Source organism: Rheinheimera sp. KL1 (assembly GCF_001275035.1).
In the GTDB taxonomy this organism is placed as follows: Bacteria; Pseudomonadota; Gammaproteobacteria; order Enterobacterales; family Alteromonadaceae; genus Pararheinheimera; species Pararheinheimera tangshanensis.
Genome location: NZ_LAMX01000012.1, coordinates 76,009 through 91,081 on the forward strand (window position 1 = coordinate 76,009; position 15,073 = coordinate 91,081).

Below are 15,073 nucleotides of genomic sequence, written 5' to 3' on the forward strand. Positions count from 1 at the left end.
TGAGCAGGTAACATAAGGCGGATTTTTTATTTTGGGAAAAGCGAATGCTGAAAAAATTATCTGTCGCGGTAGCGGCTGCACTGCTGGCCAGTTGTGCCGTTCCAACCCAACAGGATAAAACAGCAGGCTCCGCTGACGGGCAGTATGAAAGCAAAGATGCTCCTATTCAGGATAAAGCAGCGTCGGCTCAGCAAGTCGCCAATGCCTTGCTGAAACATAACTCACCGTTGCAACCCGACGCTAAGTTAGCTCAGTACGATAATTTGTGGCAACGCATTGCTGATCAAATGTTATTAACAGTACCGGACAATGACGATATAGAAAGCCAAAAGCGTTTTTTTATCCGCAATCAAAAGCTGCTGAAAACAGCCTCTGATAACGCAGCTCCTTTTTTATATCACATAGTCACTGAGCTGGAGCGGCGCAATATGCCGCTTGAATTGGCACTGCTGCCTATAGTCGAAAGTACTTACAATCCTAAAGCAGGTTCCTTTTCTGGTGTACTGGGAATTTGGCAATTTAGTTCAGGCACAGGGCGTAACTTTGGCTTGAAGCAAAACGCCTGGTATGACGGACGCCGTGACGTGATTGAATCCAGCCGCGCAGCTATGGACTATTTGCAGTATCTGTACAGCAATGTAGAGCAGGACTGGCTCAGCGCTGTCGCCGCTTTTAACGCAGGCGAAGGCCGGGTTTTTAAAGCAATTGAACGTAATAAATACAGAGGAAAACCGACAGATTTCTGGTCTCTGCATTTGCCTAAACAAAATACCAGCTATATCCCCAAATTATTAGCCCTAGCGGAACTGCTGAAAAATGCAGAAAAGTACGCTATTCCTATGCCGATACTTGCCAACCAGCCACAAACTAAAGTGATTCCTATGAACAGGGGGCTGGATTTAAACAAAGCAGCAGATCTCTTAGGTATCAGTGTGGCCGAAATCAGACGACTGAATCCTGGCTTTAAAAGTACCACTGTACCCAGCGCCAATTACCAGCTGGTGGTACCTATCGATAGCCCTGACTCCATCGAGCAGCACCTTGCCGCTTTACCTCAAGTAAAAGTAGCTCCTGTGGCTGCATCAGGCCGTTATAAGGTCAAGTCAGGCGATAGTTTAAGTAAAATTGCTGCAGCTCATAAAACGTCAGTCAAAGCGATACAGCAAGCGAATCAGTTAAGTAATAGCCAGTTAAAAATAGGTCAGCAACTTATTATTCCGGGTCTGTCTCAGATGGCGGAGACTACGAAAGTAGCTCGCCCAGACAAAGCAGCTCATCCCACAAGCTCTGAAGCTCAAAGCTATACGGTCAAAAGTGGGGATAATTTATGGGAAATAGGCCAAAAGCTCAAAGTCAGCACTGAACAACTGACGAAATGGAATAAGCTCACTGCCAACACACAGCTCAAGCCTGGTCAGACCTTGACTTACTATACAAAACCCGTGGAAAAATCGGCGTCTGCAGCTAAAAGTATGACGTATAAAGTCAAATCAGGAGACTCGTTGGCCAGCATAGCTCAACGATTTAAAGTAAAAGTTGCTGATATTGTCAGATGGAATAATATTAAAGCAAATAAGTACTTACAACCTGGACAGCAATTGACTTTGTATCTGGCGAGTTGACAGACTAGGGTCGTAAATAGGGTTGAGGTGTTGCATGGTTAAATCTGGCCTGTCGTTACTCTTGTTGCTATGGGCTCCAGTATCCTGGGCCTATTTTACTCTGCCAGGGCATGGTCAGTTGGTGTTACTGGATGGCAGCAAACAAAGTCTGCACTTTGGCTTTGCTTTTACTCAGAAAAATGGCACCGAAGTATTTCAAGCCGGAGTTCAGGAAGTCGAAGTCGCTGAGTTACCGGATAAATATACCCTGGCTCTTGTTCTGCATCAGGAAGAACAAATTTGGGTGACGGATTGGCTCAATCAACCTTTGCAGGGCTTTGAATGGACCTTGGGTAAACACAGCTTTAAACTCGGCAAAAACACCGATCCTAAATATAAAGAAAAGGCTCGTGGTGGTTATGTGCTGATGTTTGACAATACGGCCTATTTTTTTCATAAAAATATGGCGCAAATTAAATTTTACTTTACGAAGGACGGCGTCAGCGAAGTGCGGATTGAAGGTATGTATACCCCTGGCCGCTAAGCCCGCGATAACTGAGGCTAATCCTCTTTTTGCAATTGCAAAGCTGGAACTATCCCCCACAACAGACACAGTGTGGGGGCCATCCAATGAAACCACCAGTGCCAATCCATAGTACGGCCTTGTGTGAGCAGATAGAAACTCAGTAGCACCTGAGTCAGCAACCCCAAAGTCCCTACATAAAATAGCACTGCATTGACAGGTTTTTTAGGCAGTTTCATCATACTACGCTCTCCCACTACATCGATAATCGCAGAGTAACAAATACGGTCAAGTGAGGCGACTTAAACTGCGTCCACTTGCTGCTCAGGAGCGGCTTTTTGAAAGGCTTCCAACTGATTACAACGCTGATAAATGGCAGTGATCAGAGGATAATCCGTCATCTGCAATTGAAAACGTAAGGCGTTATAGACTTGTGGTACTAAACACAGATCCGCGACTGTCACTGTATCACCAAAACAATAACGTCCTGCCGTTAACTGCAATCGTTTCTCCAGAGCAATAAAACCCACCGCCAGCCAGTGTTTTATCCACTGCATTTTTTGTGCTTCAGACAAAGCCAAAGGCCCTGTCAGGTACTGCAGTACCCGTAAATTGTTCAAAGGGTGAATATCGCAGGCGATATCTAATGCAAAAGCCATCACTGCCGCTTTCTGCGCTGGTTCTTCAGGGTACAAAGGCGCTTGCGGGTAACTGTCTTCCAGATACTGAATAATGGCCAAAGATTGATTCAGACTCAACTCACCTTCTTCAAGCGTAGGTACCAGTTCTGATGGATTAAGCAACTGATAACCAGCACTGTGTTGCTCTCCGCCATTATTAACCAGGTGGACAGGGCAATGTTCGACCTGCAGCCCTTTTAAATTCAGCGCAATACGCACTCTGTAGGCGGCGCTTGAGCGCCAGTAACCGTGTAATTTCATCATCTCAGTCCTTGTAACACAGATACAAAAAAGCCAGTCGTCCCATTCAGGTCAAACGACTGGTCTTATCAATCTACCCTCATTAAGCTCGGTATTTCACTACGTTTTGCTCTATAGCACCAAAGATGGATTGGCCGCTTTTATCCAGCATTTCAATCCGGATGCTGTCACCAAACTTCATAAAAGAAGTTTTAGGTGCGCCATCGCGGATAGTTTCAATCATACGGATTTCAGCGATACAGCTGTAACCTAAGCCACCTTCATCAATAGAAGTGCCGTAGTCAGTGCCTTGTTTATTCGACACTGTGCCAGAACCAATCACAGCACCCGCACCTAAATTACGGGTTTTCGCCGCATGAGCCACTAACTGACCAAAATCAAAGGTCATATCGACACCAGCATTGGGTTTGCCAAACAGCTTACCGTTTAAATGCGAGACTAAAGGTAAATGCAATTTCGCATCCTGCCAGTCTGCGCCTAATTCATCCGGTGTCACAGCCACAGGGCTAAACGCAGACGCAGGTTTTGATTGAAAGAAACCAAAGCCTTTGGCCAGTTCATTTGGAATTAACCCCCGTAACGATACGTCGTTCACCAGCATCACCAGACGGATTTTATGCCGTGCCTCTTCTGCGCTGACCGCCATAGGCACGTCATCAGTGATCACGGCGACTTCGCCTTCAAAATCAATGCCATAGTCTTCGCTGACGACTTCAATCTGATCGCGTGGGCCAATAAAATCGTCTGAGCCGCCCTGATACATCAACGGATCAGTCCAGAAACTCGGTGGCATTTCCGAGTTACGGGCACGGCGTACCAGCTCAACATGATTAACATAAGCACTGCCATCGGCCCACTGATAAGCGCGTGGCAATGGCGATTCACACTGCGCTTGCTCAAAAGCTTGTTCGCCTTGCACAGAACCACTGTTCAGCGCCTGATAGACTTCTGATAGCTGTGGCGCGGCCACAGACCAGTGATCCAGCGCCTGTTGCATAGTGGTTGCAATAGCAGGCACTGCCATACAACGGGATAAATCACGGCTGACGACCACGAGCTGGCCATCACGCTGGCCATTTTTCAAACTTGCTAACTTCATTTTTAATCCTTACACACTGGCCGGTTTGATTTTCCAGCTATTCACATAGTCCGGGTTTTCAGTGGCTAAAGCGGCGTCCCCGACAAAAAGTGCATCGCGGGTGTCCAGCATCACGGCCACTTCATCGGTAAATTTCTTTTTATACTCACGGCCCGCAGCAAAGGCTTTGGGATGAGGCCCGTGGGTAAAGCCTGCAGGGTGGAAAGTCACCATGCCACGCTCGATATTGTCACGGCTGAAGAAATCACCAGCATGGTAAAACAGCACTTCGTCGTAATCGTCATTGTTATGATAAAACGGCACTTTTAATGCGCCCGGATCGCTTTCAATAGGGCGAGGTACAAAAGTACAGACCACAAAACGCTGTGCAACAAAAGTAGTATGAGCTGACGGCGGTAAGTGATACCTGTGGCTCATTAAAGGCCGGATATCCCGCCAGTTAATCCGCATCACCGCCAAATCACCGTGCCAGCCAATGGCATCCAGTGGATTGTAGGGGTACGTAATTTGCGACACCTCTCCGTGACGTTTCACCTGTACCCGGCTTTGCTGCTCGCTGTACTGAGCTTTGAACGCCTCATCTATTTTTGGTGTGTCGATCATCGCTGCGTCAAAAATGGCGTGATTACCAACCAGACCTTTTTCCGGTAACTGGAAAGAGTCGTTGGTCGCTTCAATCATCAGCAAAAACAATGGCTCTGTCACTTCTAAACGCCACATAGTGGAACGTGGGATCACCACATAATCACCATCACGCAAGCTTAAATGACCATAGTCACAAAAAAGCTCCGCCGCACCTTCGTGGACAAACAGCAGCTCATCACCGTCGGCATTGCGCACCAGATAATCCATCGACTCTGTTAAACGCCAGGTACGCATTTTACAATGTGCATTGTGCAATAAAGTCGGCACTTGCCATGGCGATACGTTGTGATTTCCCGCTATGTCGTTAAAGTTATACAAACGTGGTTTTAACGGCCCTTCCCAGTCACTCCAGCCCGTTGGGGCGTGGGTATGATGGAAATGGGTGGCTGGGCCAAAAAAGCCACTACGACCCACTTCACGCTCATAGATGGCTCTGTCTGGAAAATCAGCATGAGCCTGACGGGAAACTTCACCTTCTTTTAGCGGAAAAGATGCCCATTTACGCATAATTAAATCACTCCACGGCGAATTTGATCTTCTTCAATGGATTCAAACAGAGCTTTAAAGTTGCCTTCGCCAAACCCTTCATTGCCTTTACGCTGGATGATTTCAAAGAATACTGGGCCAATCACAGTTTGGGTAAAGATCTGCAATAAAATACCGTCTTTCATCGGGGCACCGTCAATCAGAATACGCAGCTGTTTTAACTGCTCCAGATCTTCAGTATGCCCCTCTACACGGGCGTTCACACGCTCATAATAAGTATCCGGCGTTGGCATAAAATCCATACCACGTTGGCGCAGGGTTCGCACCGTCTCGTAAATATTATCTGTGGTCAGGGCGATATGCTGAATACCTTCGCCTTTGTATTCGCGGATAAATTCTTCAATTTGAGATTTATCATCCGAAGACTCGTTGATTGGAATACGAATTTTGCCACATGGCGCTGTCATCGCCTTAGACACTAAGCCCGTCAGCTTGCCTTCAATATCAAAATAACGGATTTCGCGGAAGTTACCTATACGCTCATAAAAACCCGCCCACACGGCCATATTGCCACGGCGGACGTTGTGCGTCAGGTGGTCAATGACTTCTAATCCAACCTGGTTTTTTGCCATTTCAGCTTGCCAGTTATCGTGGAATTTAAAATCCACGTCGTACACTGAGTTTTGGCCATAACGGTCAACAAAATACAGCAGGCTGCTACCTATACCGTACACAGCAGGGATATTCAGCTCCATAGGGCCGACCTGATTCTGATACGGCTTAGCACCGTTAGCAATGGCATGTTTTAGGGCTTCAGCAGCGTCTTTCACGCGAAACGCCATAGCACAAACGCTTGGGCCGTGTTCTGCGGCAAACTGCTCAGCCTGAGAATTTGGCTGACCGTTCACAATAAAATTCACATCACCTTGTTTGTATAACCAGGCTTCTTTTGAGCGGTGCTTAGCCACTTCAGTAAAGCCCAATGATGTAAACAGCTGCTTCAGATCTGCAATACCCTGCTCTGTCGCTGCGGTGTATTCAACAAATTCAAAACCATCGGTGCCCAAAGGGTTAATAGGATCAAACATAAAAGTCTCCAGACAAAAATAAGGCAAGTTTGTGCTTATCTTGCGCTTGCCGGATAAAAAAGGAAGAGAGGCCTGAAGGATGACTAAAAGGCTAAAAAAGGTCTGTTTTGTACAAAAAACCTGACAAAAACATCATTTTGCTGAAATATGAAGCAAAAAGGCCCTAAAACGAGCGTTAAGGCCTTTGATTTGTAGAGCAAATCACACAATACGTATCTAAATTTTTACGCTCTTGCGGTTAATACCGTATTCGCGCAGTTTATTGGCGACAGCGGTGTGACTTAACCCCAGTTTTTTCGCCAATTGACGTGAACTTGGATAAGCCGGATAGAGCTTCCTGAGCAAATCAGCCTCAAAATTTCGCACCGCTTCATCCAAAGTACCATCAAAGTCTTTTTCCAGATAACCAAAGTCACTGGTGTAACTGGGCAGCTGCATATGCTCTTTATCCAGCTCATAGCCTTCGAGCAAAGTGACGGCCCGGTACAAGGCATTTTCTAACTGGCGCACATTACCTGGCCAGGGGTAGTGCTGCAGGAAATTGGCACAGGAATCGGTTAATTTGGGAGCTTTGCGACCTAAACGAGCAGCAAAACGGGCAATAAAAAACTCTGCCAAAGGCACAACATCCTGCTTACGCTCCCGTAGTGGCGGTAAGTTTAGCGTCAGTACGTTAAGACGATAGAACAAGTCTTCACGAAATTTGCCTTCCTGCACCATAGTGGGTAAGTCTTTTTGCGTGGTACAAATCACCCGCACATCGACTTTGACTTCGTTTTCATCACCGACACGGCGGAAACTGCCATCCTGCAAAAAGCGAATAAGCTTAATTTGCAGCTCACGCGACATCTCTCCGACTTCATCAAGGAATACGGTGCCTTTATTGGCCTGCTCGAAAATACCTTTTTTGGCCTCACTGGCACCGGGAAAAGCATTGGGGCCATGACCAAAAAGCTCAGACTCAGCCACTAAATCCGGCATAGCCGCCACGTTGACTGCTAAAAAAGGTTTGCCTGTTCTGCTGCTGGCAGCATGACAAGCTCGGGCTAATACTTCTTTACCCGTGCCAGTTTCCCCCATAATCAAAATAGGGGCATCCAGCTGAGCCATTTTCTTGGCTTCACGCACTACTTTGCGCATTAAATTGCTGTGGGCATGTAAGTTATTAAAGCTTTCCTGATCGCCTTTTTTAAACACCACCATCTGCTCGCCTAACCGACTTTCAGATTTTAAGTTCAGTACAGCGCCTGCCAGAATATCTTTGCCAGAATCATCCGGTACCAGCACAGGCAATAAATCGGCGATAAAACGTTTGTTTTGGATCTCGACTCTGCGGGTTTGCGCCAGTACATCCTCACTTTCCAGCCAACGACTTAAGTTAAAACCTTTGACCATAGCAGTCAGGGATTGACCTTCAATAGCACTGCGCTCCATCGACAAAGCTTCAAGCGCCGCTTCGTTAATAATGGTGACATTAGCACGAGTATCTATTGCAATAATGCCATCAGGCAAAGTACGTAATAAGGTGCTGAGCTCATTGTGTTCGCGCTCGGAGGGCATAAAAGCTGTGGTTTTGACATCATCCACACCTGTAATGCGGCGGATTTTCGCCATCAGCTCCTGAAACTTCTCAAACTCGACCGTTGGGAAGGACACAAAAATCCGGCCAAGAGCTGGATCCACCTCGATACCGCGTAAATCCAACTGATAACTCACCAGGATATTTAACACTTCCTGGGTGATCCCCAGCCGGTCCTGGCAATGAATTTCTAACCTCATGATACAAAACCACCTTATGCTTTTGCTTTATTCCAATCATACGGTAAAGATGTTCGGGCAGACCAGTATTATTTGTAAAGAAATATGCACAACCTCTTGGGGTATGGGAGATATAGAAGTTATAGGGTGCAATAAGGAAAAAGGCCTGCAGAAGCAGGCCATAAAGGTCGGTGTTAAGAAACTAACAAGGCATCCGTTTTAGCGGCGCAGATAAAATCGTTTTTATGCAGGCCTTTGATTGAGTGTGACCACCAGGTGACGGTTAACTTGCCCCACTCCAACAGTAAAGCCGGGTGATGACCTTCATCTTCCGCTAACTGCGCTACCTTCTGATGGAACGCCCATGCCAGTTTAAAGTTCTTAAACTTAAACTCACGCTCCAATTGCAAAATGCCGTCACGTACTACTGGAGTCCAGTCCGGGATTTGGTGCATTAACACAGCTAATTCTTCATCCGACACCTTGGGTGCATCGGCACGGCAGGCTTCACATTTGGCTTGTTTTAATTCAGACATTTTCTCATTCTCTATAGTTGGCCGCTTTTAGCTGACCTTTTTTTCTTTAGGCGGAAATTTCGGGGCATGCAAACCCAAAGCCCGGGCTTGTTGTACCATCGCCATCAAATCCAACTGGGATACGTCAAATAAATCGTTAATCGAATTAATCATAAAATACACAGGCTGCATAATGTCGATACGGTAGGGAGTACGCAACACATCGACCACATCAAAGGTCTTACGCTCTGGCACGTCAGAGCCAATAGCATACTGAGTTTCACCAGGTGAGGATAAAATACCGCCGCCATAAATCCGTAAGCCGTCTTTGCTATTTAATAAGCCAAATTCGATAGTAAACCAGTACAAACGAGCCAGATAGACACGGTCTTCTTTGCTGGCGGCTAAGCCCAGTTTGCCATAGGTATGGGTAAATTCAGCAAAAGCCGGATGAGTCAGCATGGCGCAGTGACCAAATATTTCGTGGAACACATCAGGTTCCTGCAAGTAATCAAATTCTTCCCTGCTTCGAATAAAAGTGGCTACCGGGAATTCTTTATTGGCTAGCAGTTGGAAAAACCGATCAAAGCTGATCAAAGCCGGCACTTCTGTGACTTTCCAGCCTGTTGCTGGCTCTAACACTGCGTTAATTTCAGCAAGCTGCGGAATACGATCCAATGGCAGATTGAGTTTTTTCAGTCCATCCAGATATTCATCACAAGCCTTCCCTTCAATGCAGGACAACTGACGCTGCATTAATTCAGACCAGATTTGATTTTCTTCAGCAGACCAGTGAATAAAGCCCTCTTGATCCGACTGGTGCGATACGTATTTACTAGATTTGCTCATAGAACCCTGTTGTTTTTCTTTATTCTACCCAAAGTAATTAGTGATGCAGTGTGGCAACAGGTGTGTGAGCCCCCAGGAGCATAGCCATGCTATGTGACTGGGGCGAGAACACGCACTTAACAATGCTGCAGCTTCAAGTACGAAGGGTAAACGGGCTTTGCCCTTTAGTTGCGGCCGATACTAGAGGATTGGACAACAGCTGTTAACCCATGCTCGAGTTGACGTTAACGTCAACTCTGTTGTTTTTGTAAAGCAATGGTTACATTAAACTATTGCGATCTGCTGGCGTTGCTGCATCAGCGCCAGTGCCTGCTTTAGGTCGGCAATAATATCTTCAACATACTCAAGCCCTACCGAAATGCGAATTAAGACATCGCTGATCCCTGCCATCTGCCGCTCCTCTGCAGTATAGGGACTATGAGTCATAGACGCTGGGTGCTGAATAAGTGACTCCGCATCGCCAAGGCTGACTGCAAGACTAAGTAATTTGCATTGGTTAATAAAATAACGACCATCATCCAGACTGCCATTCAGTTCAAAGGCCAACACGCCACCGGCAGCTTTCATTTGTTTGCCGATAAATTTATACCCAGGGTGAGACTTTAACCCTGGGTAATAGACCTGTCCTACAGCAGAGTGCGCTTCAAGGAATTCCGCTACTTTTGCGCATTCTGACAATGCCGCTCCATCCGCACCGACAAGGTTTTTAAACCACGGATAATCAGCCAGGCATCATGCGGGCTGATGGTGGCCCCCATATCTTTTAAGGTGGTCAGTTTTATCTGGGTAATGCGTTCAGTGCTACCGACAATGATGCCTGCCACCACATCGCCGTGGCCGTTCAGGTACTTGGTCGCGCTATGTAAAATAAGGTCTATGCCATAGTCGGCTGGTTTTTGCAGTAAAGGCGTCAGGAAGGTGTTGTCGATCACCGAAATCAGTTGCTGCTGTTTGGCAAACTGACCGATGAAATCTAAATCCAGCACAGTCAGAGTAGGGTTTATCGGCGTTTCGGCAAAAATCATTTTGGTGTTGGGTTTTAGTGCTTGTTTGATGGCGTTATGGTCAGTCATATCAACAAAACTGACCTCTATACCGTAGCGGGCAAACTGATGGTTAAACAACGCAAAACTACAGCCATAAATGGCTTTGCTGGCAATCAGGTGATCACCTTGCTGTAAAAAAGCCATAGTAGCCGCTGCCACAGCGCCCATACCTGTGGCTGTCGCAGCGGCATCTTCCATGCCTTCCAACGCCGCAACTTTTAGCTCCAACTCCCTTGTCGTCGGGTTGCCTAAACGGGTGTAGATATAACCAGGCTCTTCGCCAGCAAAACGGGCTGCGCCTTGTTCGGCGCTATCAAAGACAAAAGTGGAGGTCTGGTACAAAGGCGTGGCTAAAGCACCATGGGGGTTTAAACCAGTTTTTCCGGCATGGATACATACCGTATCGGGATGACTGTACTGCTGCTTACTCATAAAAACACCTGTTGTGACTACTGTTTTATTTTTTATGAGTTTTTTATACCGAGCAGGTCAGGTAGCGACAAGGCATATAGACATCTGACGGTCTGAAGCAGCACCGTCAGTTTGGCTAGAAACGACAAGAGATGTAGCGTTAAGTTGACAAAGATTCCGTCTTTCCCAATAAACGCCGTACTAAGGCTTTGCTTAAATCCAACAAACTTAGTTTCTTGTTTTGCGCCAATGGTAAAGGGCGTAGCAGTTGCTGTGCAGCTAAACCTAAACGGGCCACCAGCATACCGGCTATTAAGCCTTGCCCTGCACGCATTGATAATTTGCTGGTCAGCTCAGCCCCCAGCATATCGGAACCCAGATCCAGCGCAAGCTCTGAACTTCCCGCCCATAACAAAGCAGCAAATAGCCGTTTTATTAAAAGCAGACTGCGGAGTTGCCCTAAAGAGGCACCATAAGTTTCAGCCATTTGGCGTAATAATTTGCTGGTGCGCCACATCACCAACAGCATATCGGCCAGAGCAAAAGGGCTGACCGCCACAGCAATAGCGGCATCAGCCGAAGCCTGATGAATTTGTTGACGCACTTTTGCATCGGCTTTACTCAGTACAGTAATTTCAAACAGCTCCAACAGTTCCTGATCGCTGTGTTCTGCTTGTTTTTGAGCTTTCCAGCCCTCCACATCCTGTTTTGTAGATTCAGGTAATACGGCAGCAATATCCAGACAGAGCTGTTGTGCTTCACCGTATTGGATACTGGCATGAATACGCTGATGAGCTTGCTGCCAGCTGCGGGTTTTGGCTAAACGTCGCCATAAGCGCCATTCCCGTGTCAGCAATAAGCTGCCTAACGTTAATAAAGCGGCGCAAAATAAGGCTTCCAGTACAGTGCTTATACCTGGCGCTACAAAAGCCTGTTGAATAGTTGTCACAGCACTGTACAAAGCCACAACAACTAACAGCACCACACTACTGATCCCAGCCCACATCAGCCCCGACACTCTCTTGCGTTTTGGTGGTTCTGGTTCAACCTGTGGTCCAACCACAAAATCTGCCTGCTCAAACTGCACAGCCTTTGCCATAGGCAGTTCTGAAACTGCATCCGAGCCAATAAAATCGGCCTCTTTAAAGCGTTTTGCTTGTTTTAAATCTGTCATGTCAGTTTATCTCCTAACAGGTACTCCAGCAGATGATCCAGACGGATATGTTGCAGTACTTGCTGTTTAGGCCATGGCAAAGGCGCCAGGGACTGAAATTCAAAATGATGTTCGGTAAATAGCTGATGATCCGGCCAGTAGCGCGGCACATCTCCCGGATAATAGGTCAGTGCTTCTCCTGTTGTTGCGCTAAAACCTCGTAAACACGCTTGCTGCAAACCGTTTTGTTTCACAAAACCTGCTTCGCTGGCTTTAATAGCCGCTATTGCCATCACTTCGTAAGGGCAAAGCTGGAACTTCACGCTCTGCAGATGCTGCAGCAGTAATTGCTGCAACAACAAAGTCAGCGCCTGATGCTGATCCGGTGTGACATGATCGGCTTTACTAACAGCAAATAACACTTTACTGATGCGTGGTTTGAAAATACGCCGCAGCCAGTGTTCTGGGCCATAATCAAAACTTTGTAAAATCAACAACAAACTTTGTTTCAGCTCTAAAAGCGCCGACTCACCTGCATTCAATGCGCCCAAAATATCAACCAGCACCACCTGACGGTCTAAACCTGAAAAGTACTGGCGGTAAAAAGGCTCAATCACCTGAGTTTGATAACTGGCAAAATGCTTTTGCATTAAGTCCACCAAAGCACCACCTTGTGCCAGTTGTTCTGGCAACAAAGGCAGTAGTTGCAGTAAAGGCGTACCTTCAAATTCACCAGGCACCAGTAATCGGCCTGGCTGATTTAAATAAGCCCCTGCGACTTCACGGAATTGCTGCAACAAGGTGCTGTATTCACTGCATAGCTCCTGCACAGAAAGTACCGAAGCATCATTCAAATCAATAGTTCGCAGTTTCTGCTTAAAGCTCTCTGCAGTGGCCGCTCTGTGGGTTTGCGCAAACAGCAACCAGCTTTGCTCGCACCACTGCTGATAGCTTTGTTGTAGCATCGGCAGATCCAAAAGCCACTCCCCCGGATAGTCCACCAGCACCAGTTCGGTTTCCTGATAATCCTGAAAACGGGCGCGCAAGCTTGATTCGCTCTGATAACGCAAAGCTAAGGTCAGTTGACTCCAGCCGACAGTAGAGGGCGGCCAGCAGGCAGGTTGTTGCTGCAGATAGCTTAAGTTTTTTTCGAAAGCAAAACGTGGCAGCTGTGGCAGCTGGTTATCATCAATCCGGGCGCCTAACCAGCGTTTTTGCATCACAGAAAAAAAGGGTAAAAAAGAAGAATGACTTTGGGTCAGTTGATGCACTATCGCAGTCAAGAGTGCAGTTTTTCCTGCGCCGCTTAACCCTGTCACGCCCAGTCTGAGCTGACGATGAAAGGTGCGCTTCGTCAGTTGTTCTGAATGCCAGCGCGCCTTTTTTAACCAATCCATGCAGTGATCCTATATGGCGTCTATTCGACGGGTCGACAAACTTATTCCTTACTTTAACTACAACTTACTGATTTCTCTGTTCAGTTGAAACTTAGCCGAGGTAACATGAGTTTCCATGTCGCGTAAGCGTAATTCCAGACTGTTAAACTGATTCATCAGGTGGTGTAAAGCCGATTTAGGTGCTTCACCCCGTTGCCATACCCTGGTTTTTACTTCCACAGGGCGCTCATCGTAAGAAGGTTCGGTCAGGCCTTTTTTCGCTTCATGCACTGATTTCTTTTCCAGAATAAACCAGGCAGCGACGTATAAAACAGGTAACAAACCACCTAAACCTAACAACACCGAAGTGACTACAATCAAGCGCACTAACCACACTTCCCAGCCGAAGTAGTCTGCAATACCTGCACAGACCCCGGCCAGTTTGCCGTTGCGGTCATCCCGCAACAGCTCCTTGCGTATTTTAGTCATGTTTCTCTCTCCACTTCGGTGATTCCGCATCTAAAATCGCTTCCAGCGTTTTGATGCGGTCCGCCATTTTCTCGGCGCGATGAGACAACTCATTCAGTTGAGCCAGTTCACTGTCCCCCAAACCTTCACCAATTTTGTTTTTGCTTCTGTAGTGCATAAACACCCACAGTGGCGCTACAAAAATCATGAACAGGATGAACGGTATACCAATGACCTCACTAATTTCCATTTTTAGCTCCTACAACGCCTGATAATCAGGCGTTATCTTTTTTAGACATTTTAGCTTTTAATTCAGCCAGTTCGTTATCGATTTTGTCAGATGATGCCAGTTCTGCAAACTCATCTTTTAAGGTCTTTTTGCCTAAATCGTAGGATTCAACCTGAGCTTCCAGCGAATCGATTTTTTGTTCATAACGTTCAAACTTGTACATGGCATCGTTTAAACGAGTGCTGTCTAAGGTACGTTTAACATCCAAACGGGAGGATACAGTTTTCTGACGCATCAGCATGGCTTTCTGACGGGCTTTGGCATCAGCCAACTTATCCTGCAGCTGACCCACTTCATCCTGTAATTTGCTGACATGTTCATCTAAATGAGTGATGTCAGCCGCTACAGCTGCAGCCTGGTCGGCTGCTTTCTGACGTTCAATCAGTGCAGCACGAGCTAAGTCTTCACGTTCTTTGCTTAGAGCCAGTTCAGCTTTCGCCTGCCAGTCGGCTACTTCAGCTTCTAATTTAGCCACGACACGTTGCAGTTCTTTTTTCTCTGCGATGGTTTTGGCTGAGGTAGAACGCACTTCAACCAGTGTGTCTTCCATTTCCTGAATAATCAGGCGGACCATTTTTTCCGGATCTTCTGCTTTATCTAATAAAGCATTGATGTTGGAGTTCACGATATCTGAAAAGCGAGAGAAGATACCCATAATGTTTTACCTCTAAATGACTTGTTGGATTCGCTATTATCTATTCAGTTTTCTTGCCAACTTGCCAAAACAACTTAACCTATTGTTTTATATTAATTTTATTTATATCACAAAAAGACTATGCCAAGCTCATGTTATGAAATACACTACTTATTAGTTAATTTCACCAC

Annotated in this window: 15 protein-coding genes and 1 pseudogene; 2 read left to right on the top strand and 14 right to left on the bottom strand. The window is 46.5% G+C overall.

Annotation, left to right across the window (positions count from 1 at the left end; translation table 11 throughout):
* Nucleotides 1–44: 44 nt before the first annotated feature.
* Together WH43_RS05410 and WH43_RS05415 are read left to right on the top strand one after the other, a co-directional pair.
* Nucleotides 45–1,622, top strand: coding sequence for a LysM peptidoglycan-binding domain-containing protein (locus tag WH43_RS05410; protein WP_053423629.1), 1,578 nt, complete (start codon nt 45–47; stop codon nt 1,620–1,622).
* 34 nt (nt 1,623–1,656) lie between these two features.
* Nucleotides 1,657–2,145 (top strand): hypothetical protein, encoded by a 489-nt coding sequence (locus WH43_RS05415; RefSeq protein WP_053423630.1) that lies wholly within the window; start codon nt 1,657–1,659, stop codon nt 2,143–2,145.
* A 17-nt stretch (nt 2,146–2,162) separates the two neighbouring features.
* On the opposite strand, the gene WH43_RS05420 is transcribed toward WH43_RS05415, so the two are convergent.
* The 14 genes and pseudogenes from WH43_RS05420 to pspA form a co-directional block, all read right to left on the bottom strand.
* On the bottom strand, nt 2,163–2,366 hold the full coding sequence (locus WH43_RS05420; protein ID WP_152342791.1) for a hypothetical protein: 204 nt from the start codon (nt 2,364–2,366) through the stop codon (nt 2,163–2,165).
* 60 nt (nt 2,367–2,426) lie between these two features.
* Entirely contained in the window at nt 2,427–3,068 is a 642-nt protein-coding gene (maiA, locus tag WH43_RS05425; protein ID WP_353504783.1) for a maleylacetoacetate isomerase, read from the bottom strand.
* A 79-nt stretch (nt 3,069–3,147) separates the two neighbouring features.
* Entirely contained in the window at nt 3,148–4,164 is a 1,017-nt protein-coding gene (locus tag WH43_RS05430) for a fumarylacetoacetate hydrolase family protein (RefSeq protein WP_053423633.1), read from the bottom strand.
* 9 nt (nt 4,165–4,173) lie between these two features.
* Nucleotides 4,174–5,316: a homogentisate 1,2-dioxygenase gene (locus WH43_RS05435; protein ID WP_053423634.1), complete on the bottom strand. Its 1,143-nt coding sequence runs from the start codon at nt 5,314–5,316 to the stop codon at nt 4,174–4,176.
* Between the two features lie 2 nt (nt 5,317–5,318).
* Nucleotides 5,319–6,383 (bottom strand): 4-hydroxyphenylpyruvate dioxygenase, encoded by a 1,065-nt coding sequence (hppD, locus tag WH43_RS05440; RefSeq protein ID WP_053423635.1) that lies wholly within the window; start codon nt 6,381–6,383, stop codon nt 5,319–5,321.
* A gap of 216 nt (nt 6,384–6,599) precedes the next feature.
* Complete coding sequence (tyrR, locus tag WH43_RS05445; RefSeq protein WP_053423636.1) at nt 6,600–8,162, bottom strand: transcriptional regulator TyrR; 1,563 nt, start codon at nt 8,160–8,162, stop codon at nt 6,600–6,602.
* A gap of 173 nt (nt 8,163–8,335) precedes the next feature.
* Nucleotides 8,336–8,677, bottom strand: coding sequence for a 4a-hydroxytetrahydrobiopterin dehydratase (locus WH43_RS05455; RefSeq protein ID WP_053423638.1), 342 nt, complete (start codon nt 8,675–8,677; stop codon nt 8,336–8,338).
* A gap of 27 nt (nt 8,678–8,704) precedes the next feature.
* Entirely contained in the window at nt 8,705–9,505 is an 801-nt protein-coding gene (phhA, locus tag WH43_RS05460) for a phenylalanine 4-monooxygenase (RefSeq protein WP_053423639.1), read from the bottom strand.
* Between the two features lie 264 nt (nt 9,506–9,769).
* Nucleotides 9,770–10,983 (bottom strand): annotated as a pseudogene (gene megL, locus WH43_RS05465) (methionine gamma-lyase).
* A 139-nt stretch (nt 10,984–11,122) separates the two neighbouring features.
* A complete protein-coding gene (locus WH43_RS05470) occupies nt 11,123–12,136 on the bottom strand; it encodes a TIGR01620 family protein (protein ID WP_053423640.1) in 1,014 nt (337 codons plus the stop codon).
* Nucleotides 12,133–13,512: a YcjX family protein gene (locus WH43_RS05475; protein WP_053423641.1), complete on the bottom strand. Its 1,380-nt coding sequence runs from the start codon at nt 13,510–13,512 to the stop codon at nt 12,133–12,135. The genes WH43_RS05470 and WH43_RS05475 overlap by 4 nt, the downstream gene beginning before the upstream one ends.
* A 57-nt stretch (nt 13,513–13,569) precedes the next feature.
* Nucleotides 13,570–13,980, bottom strand: coding sequence for an envelope stress response membrane protein PspC (gene pspC / locus WH43_RS05480; RefSeq protein WP_053423642.1), 411 nt, complete (start codon nt 13,978–13,980; stop codon nt 13,570–13,572).
* Entirely contained in the window at nt 13,973–14,209 is a 237-nt protein-coding gene (gene pspB / locus WH43_RS05485; protein WP_008898263.1) for an envelope stress response membrane protein PspB, read from the bottom strand. Before pspB ends, pspC begins: the two co-directional genes overlap by 8 nt.
* Nucleotides 14,210–14,234: 25 nt before the next feature.
* Nucleotides 14,235–14,903, bottom strand: coding sequence for a phage shock protein PspA (gene pspA, locus WH43_RS05490; RefSeq protein ID WP_053423643.1), 669 nt, complete (start codon nt 14,901–14,903; stop codon nt 14,235–14,237).
* Between the last annotated feature and the right edge of the window lie 170 nt (nt 14,904–15,073).

What these genes read in the sequence shown, in the direction of transcription:
- WH43_RS05410 (WP_053423629.1), top strand. Translation starts at nt 45, where the DNA reads ATGCTGAAAAAATTATCTGTCGCGGTAGCGGCTGCACTGCTGGCCAGT.
- WH43_RS05415 (WP_053423630.1), top strand. Translation starts at nt 1,657, where the DNA reads ATGGTTAAATCTGGCCTGTCGTTACTCTTGTTGCTATGGGCTCCAGTA.
- WH43_RS05420 (WP_152342791.1), bottom strand. Translation starts at nt 2,366, where the DNA reads ATGATGAAACTGCCTAAAAAACCTGTCAATGCAGTGCTATTTTATGTA.
- maiA (WP_353504783.1), bottom strand. Translation starts at nt 3,068, where the DNA reads ATGATGAAATTACACGGTTACTGGCGCTCAAGCGCCGCCTACAGAGTG.
- WH43_RS05430 (WP_053423633.1), bottom strand. Translation starts at nt 4,164, where the DNA reads ATGAAGTTAGCAAGTTTGAAAAATGGCCAGCGTGATGGCCAGCTCGTG.
- WH43_RS05435 (WP_053423634.1), bottom strand. Translation starts at nt 5,316, where the DNA reads ATGCGTAAATGGGCATCTTTTCCGCTAAAAGAAGGTGAAGTTTCCCGT.
- hppD (WP_053423635.1), bottom strand. Translation starts at nt 6,383, where the DNA reads ATGTTTGATCCTATTAACCCTTTGGGCACCGATGGTTTTGAATTTGTT.
- tyrR (WP_053423636.1), bottom strand. Translation starts at nt 8,162, where the DNA reads ATGAGGTTAGAAATTCATTGCCAGGACCGGCTGGGGATCACCCAGGAA.
- WH43_RS05455 (WP_053423638.1), bottom strand. Translation starts at nt 8,677, where the DNA reads ATGTCTGAATTAAAACAAGCCAAATGTGAAGCCTGCCGTGCCGATGCA.
- phhA (WP_053423639.1), bottom strand. Translation starts at nt 9,505, where the DNA reads ATGAGCAAATCTAGTAAATACGTATCGCACCAGTCGGATCAAGAGGGC.
- WH43_RS05470 (WP_053423640.1), bottom strand. Translation starts at nt 12,136, where the DNA reads ATGACAGATTTAAAACAAGCAAAACGCTTTAAAGAGGCCGATTTTATT.
- WH43_RS05475 (WP_053423641.1), bottom strand. Translation starts at nt 13,512, where the DNA reads ATGGATTGGTTAAAAAAGGCGCGCTGGCATTCAGAACAACTGACGAAG.
- pspC (WP_053423642.1), bottom strand. Translation starts at nt 13,980, where the DNA reads ATGACTAAAATACGCAAGGAGCTGTTGCGGGATGACCGCAACGGCAAA.
- pspB (WP_008898263.1), bottom strand. Translation starts at nt 14,209, where the DNA reads ATGGAAATTAGTGAGGTCATTGGTATACCGTTCATCCTGTTCATGATT.
- pspA (WP_053423643.1), bottom strand. Translation starts at nt 14,903, where the DNA reads ATGGGTATCTTCTCTCGCTTTTCAGATATCGTGAACTCCAACATCAAT.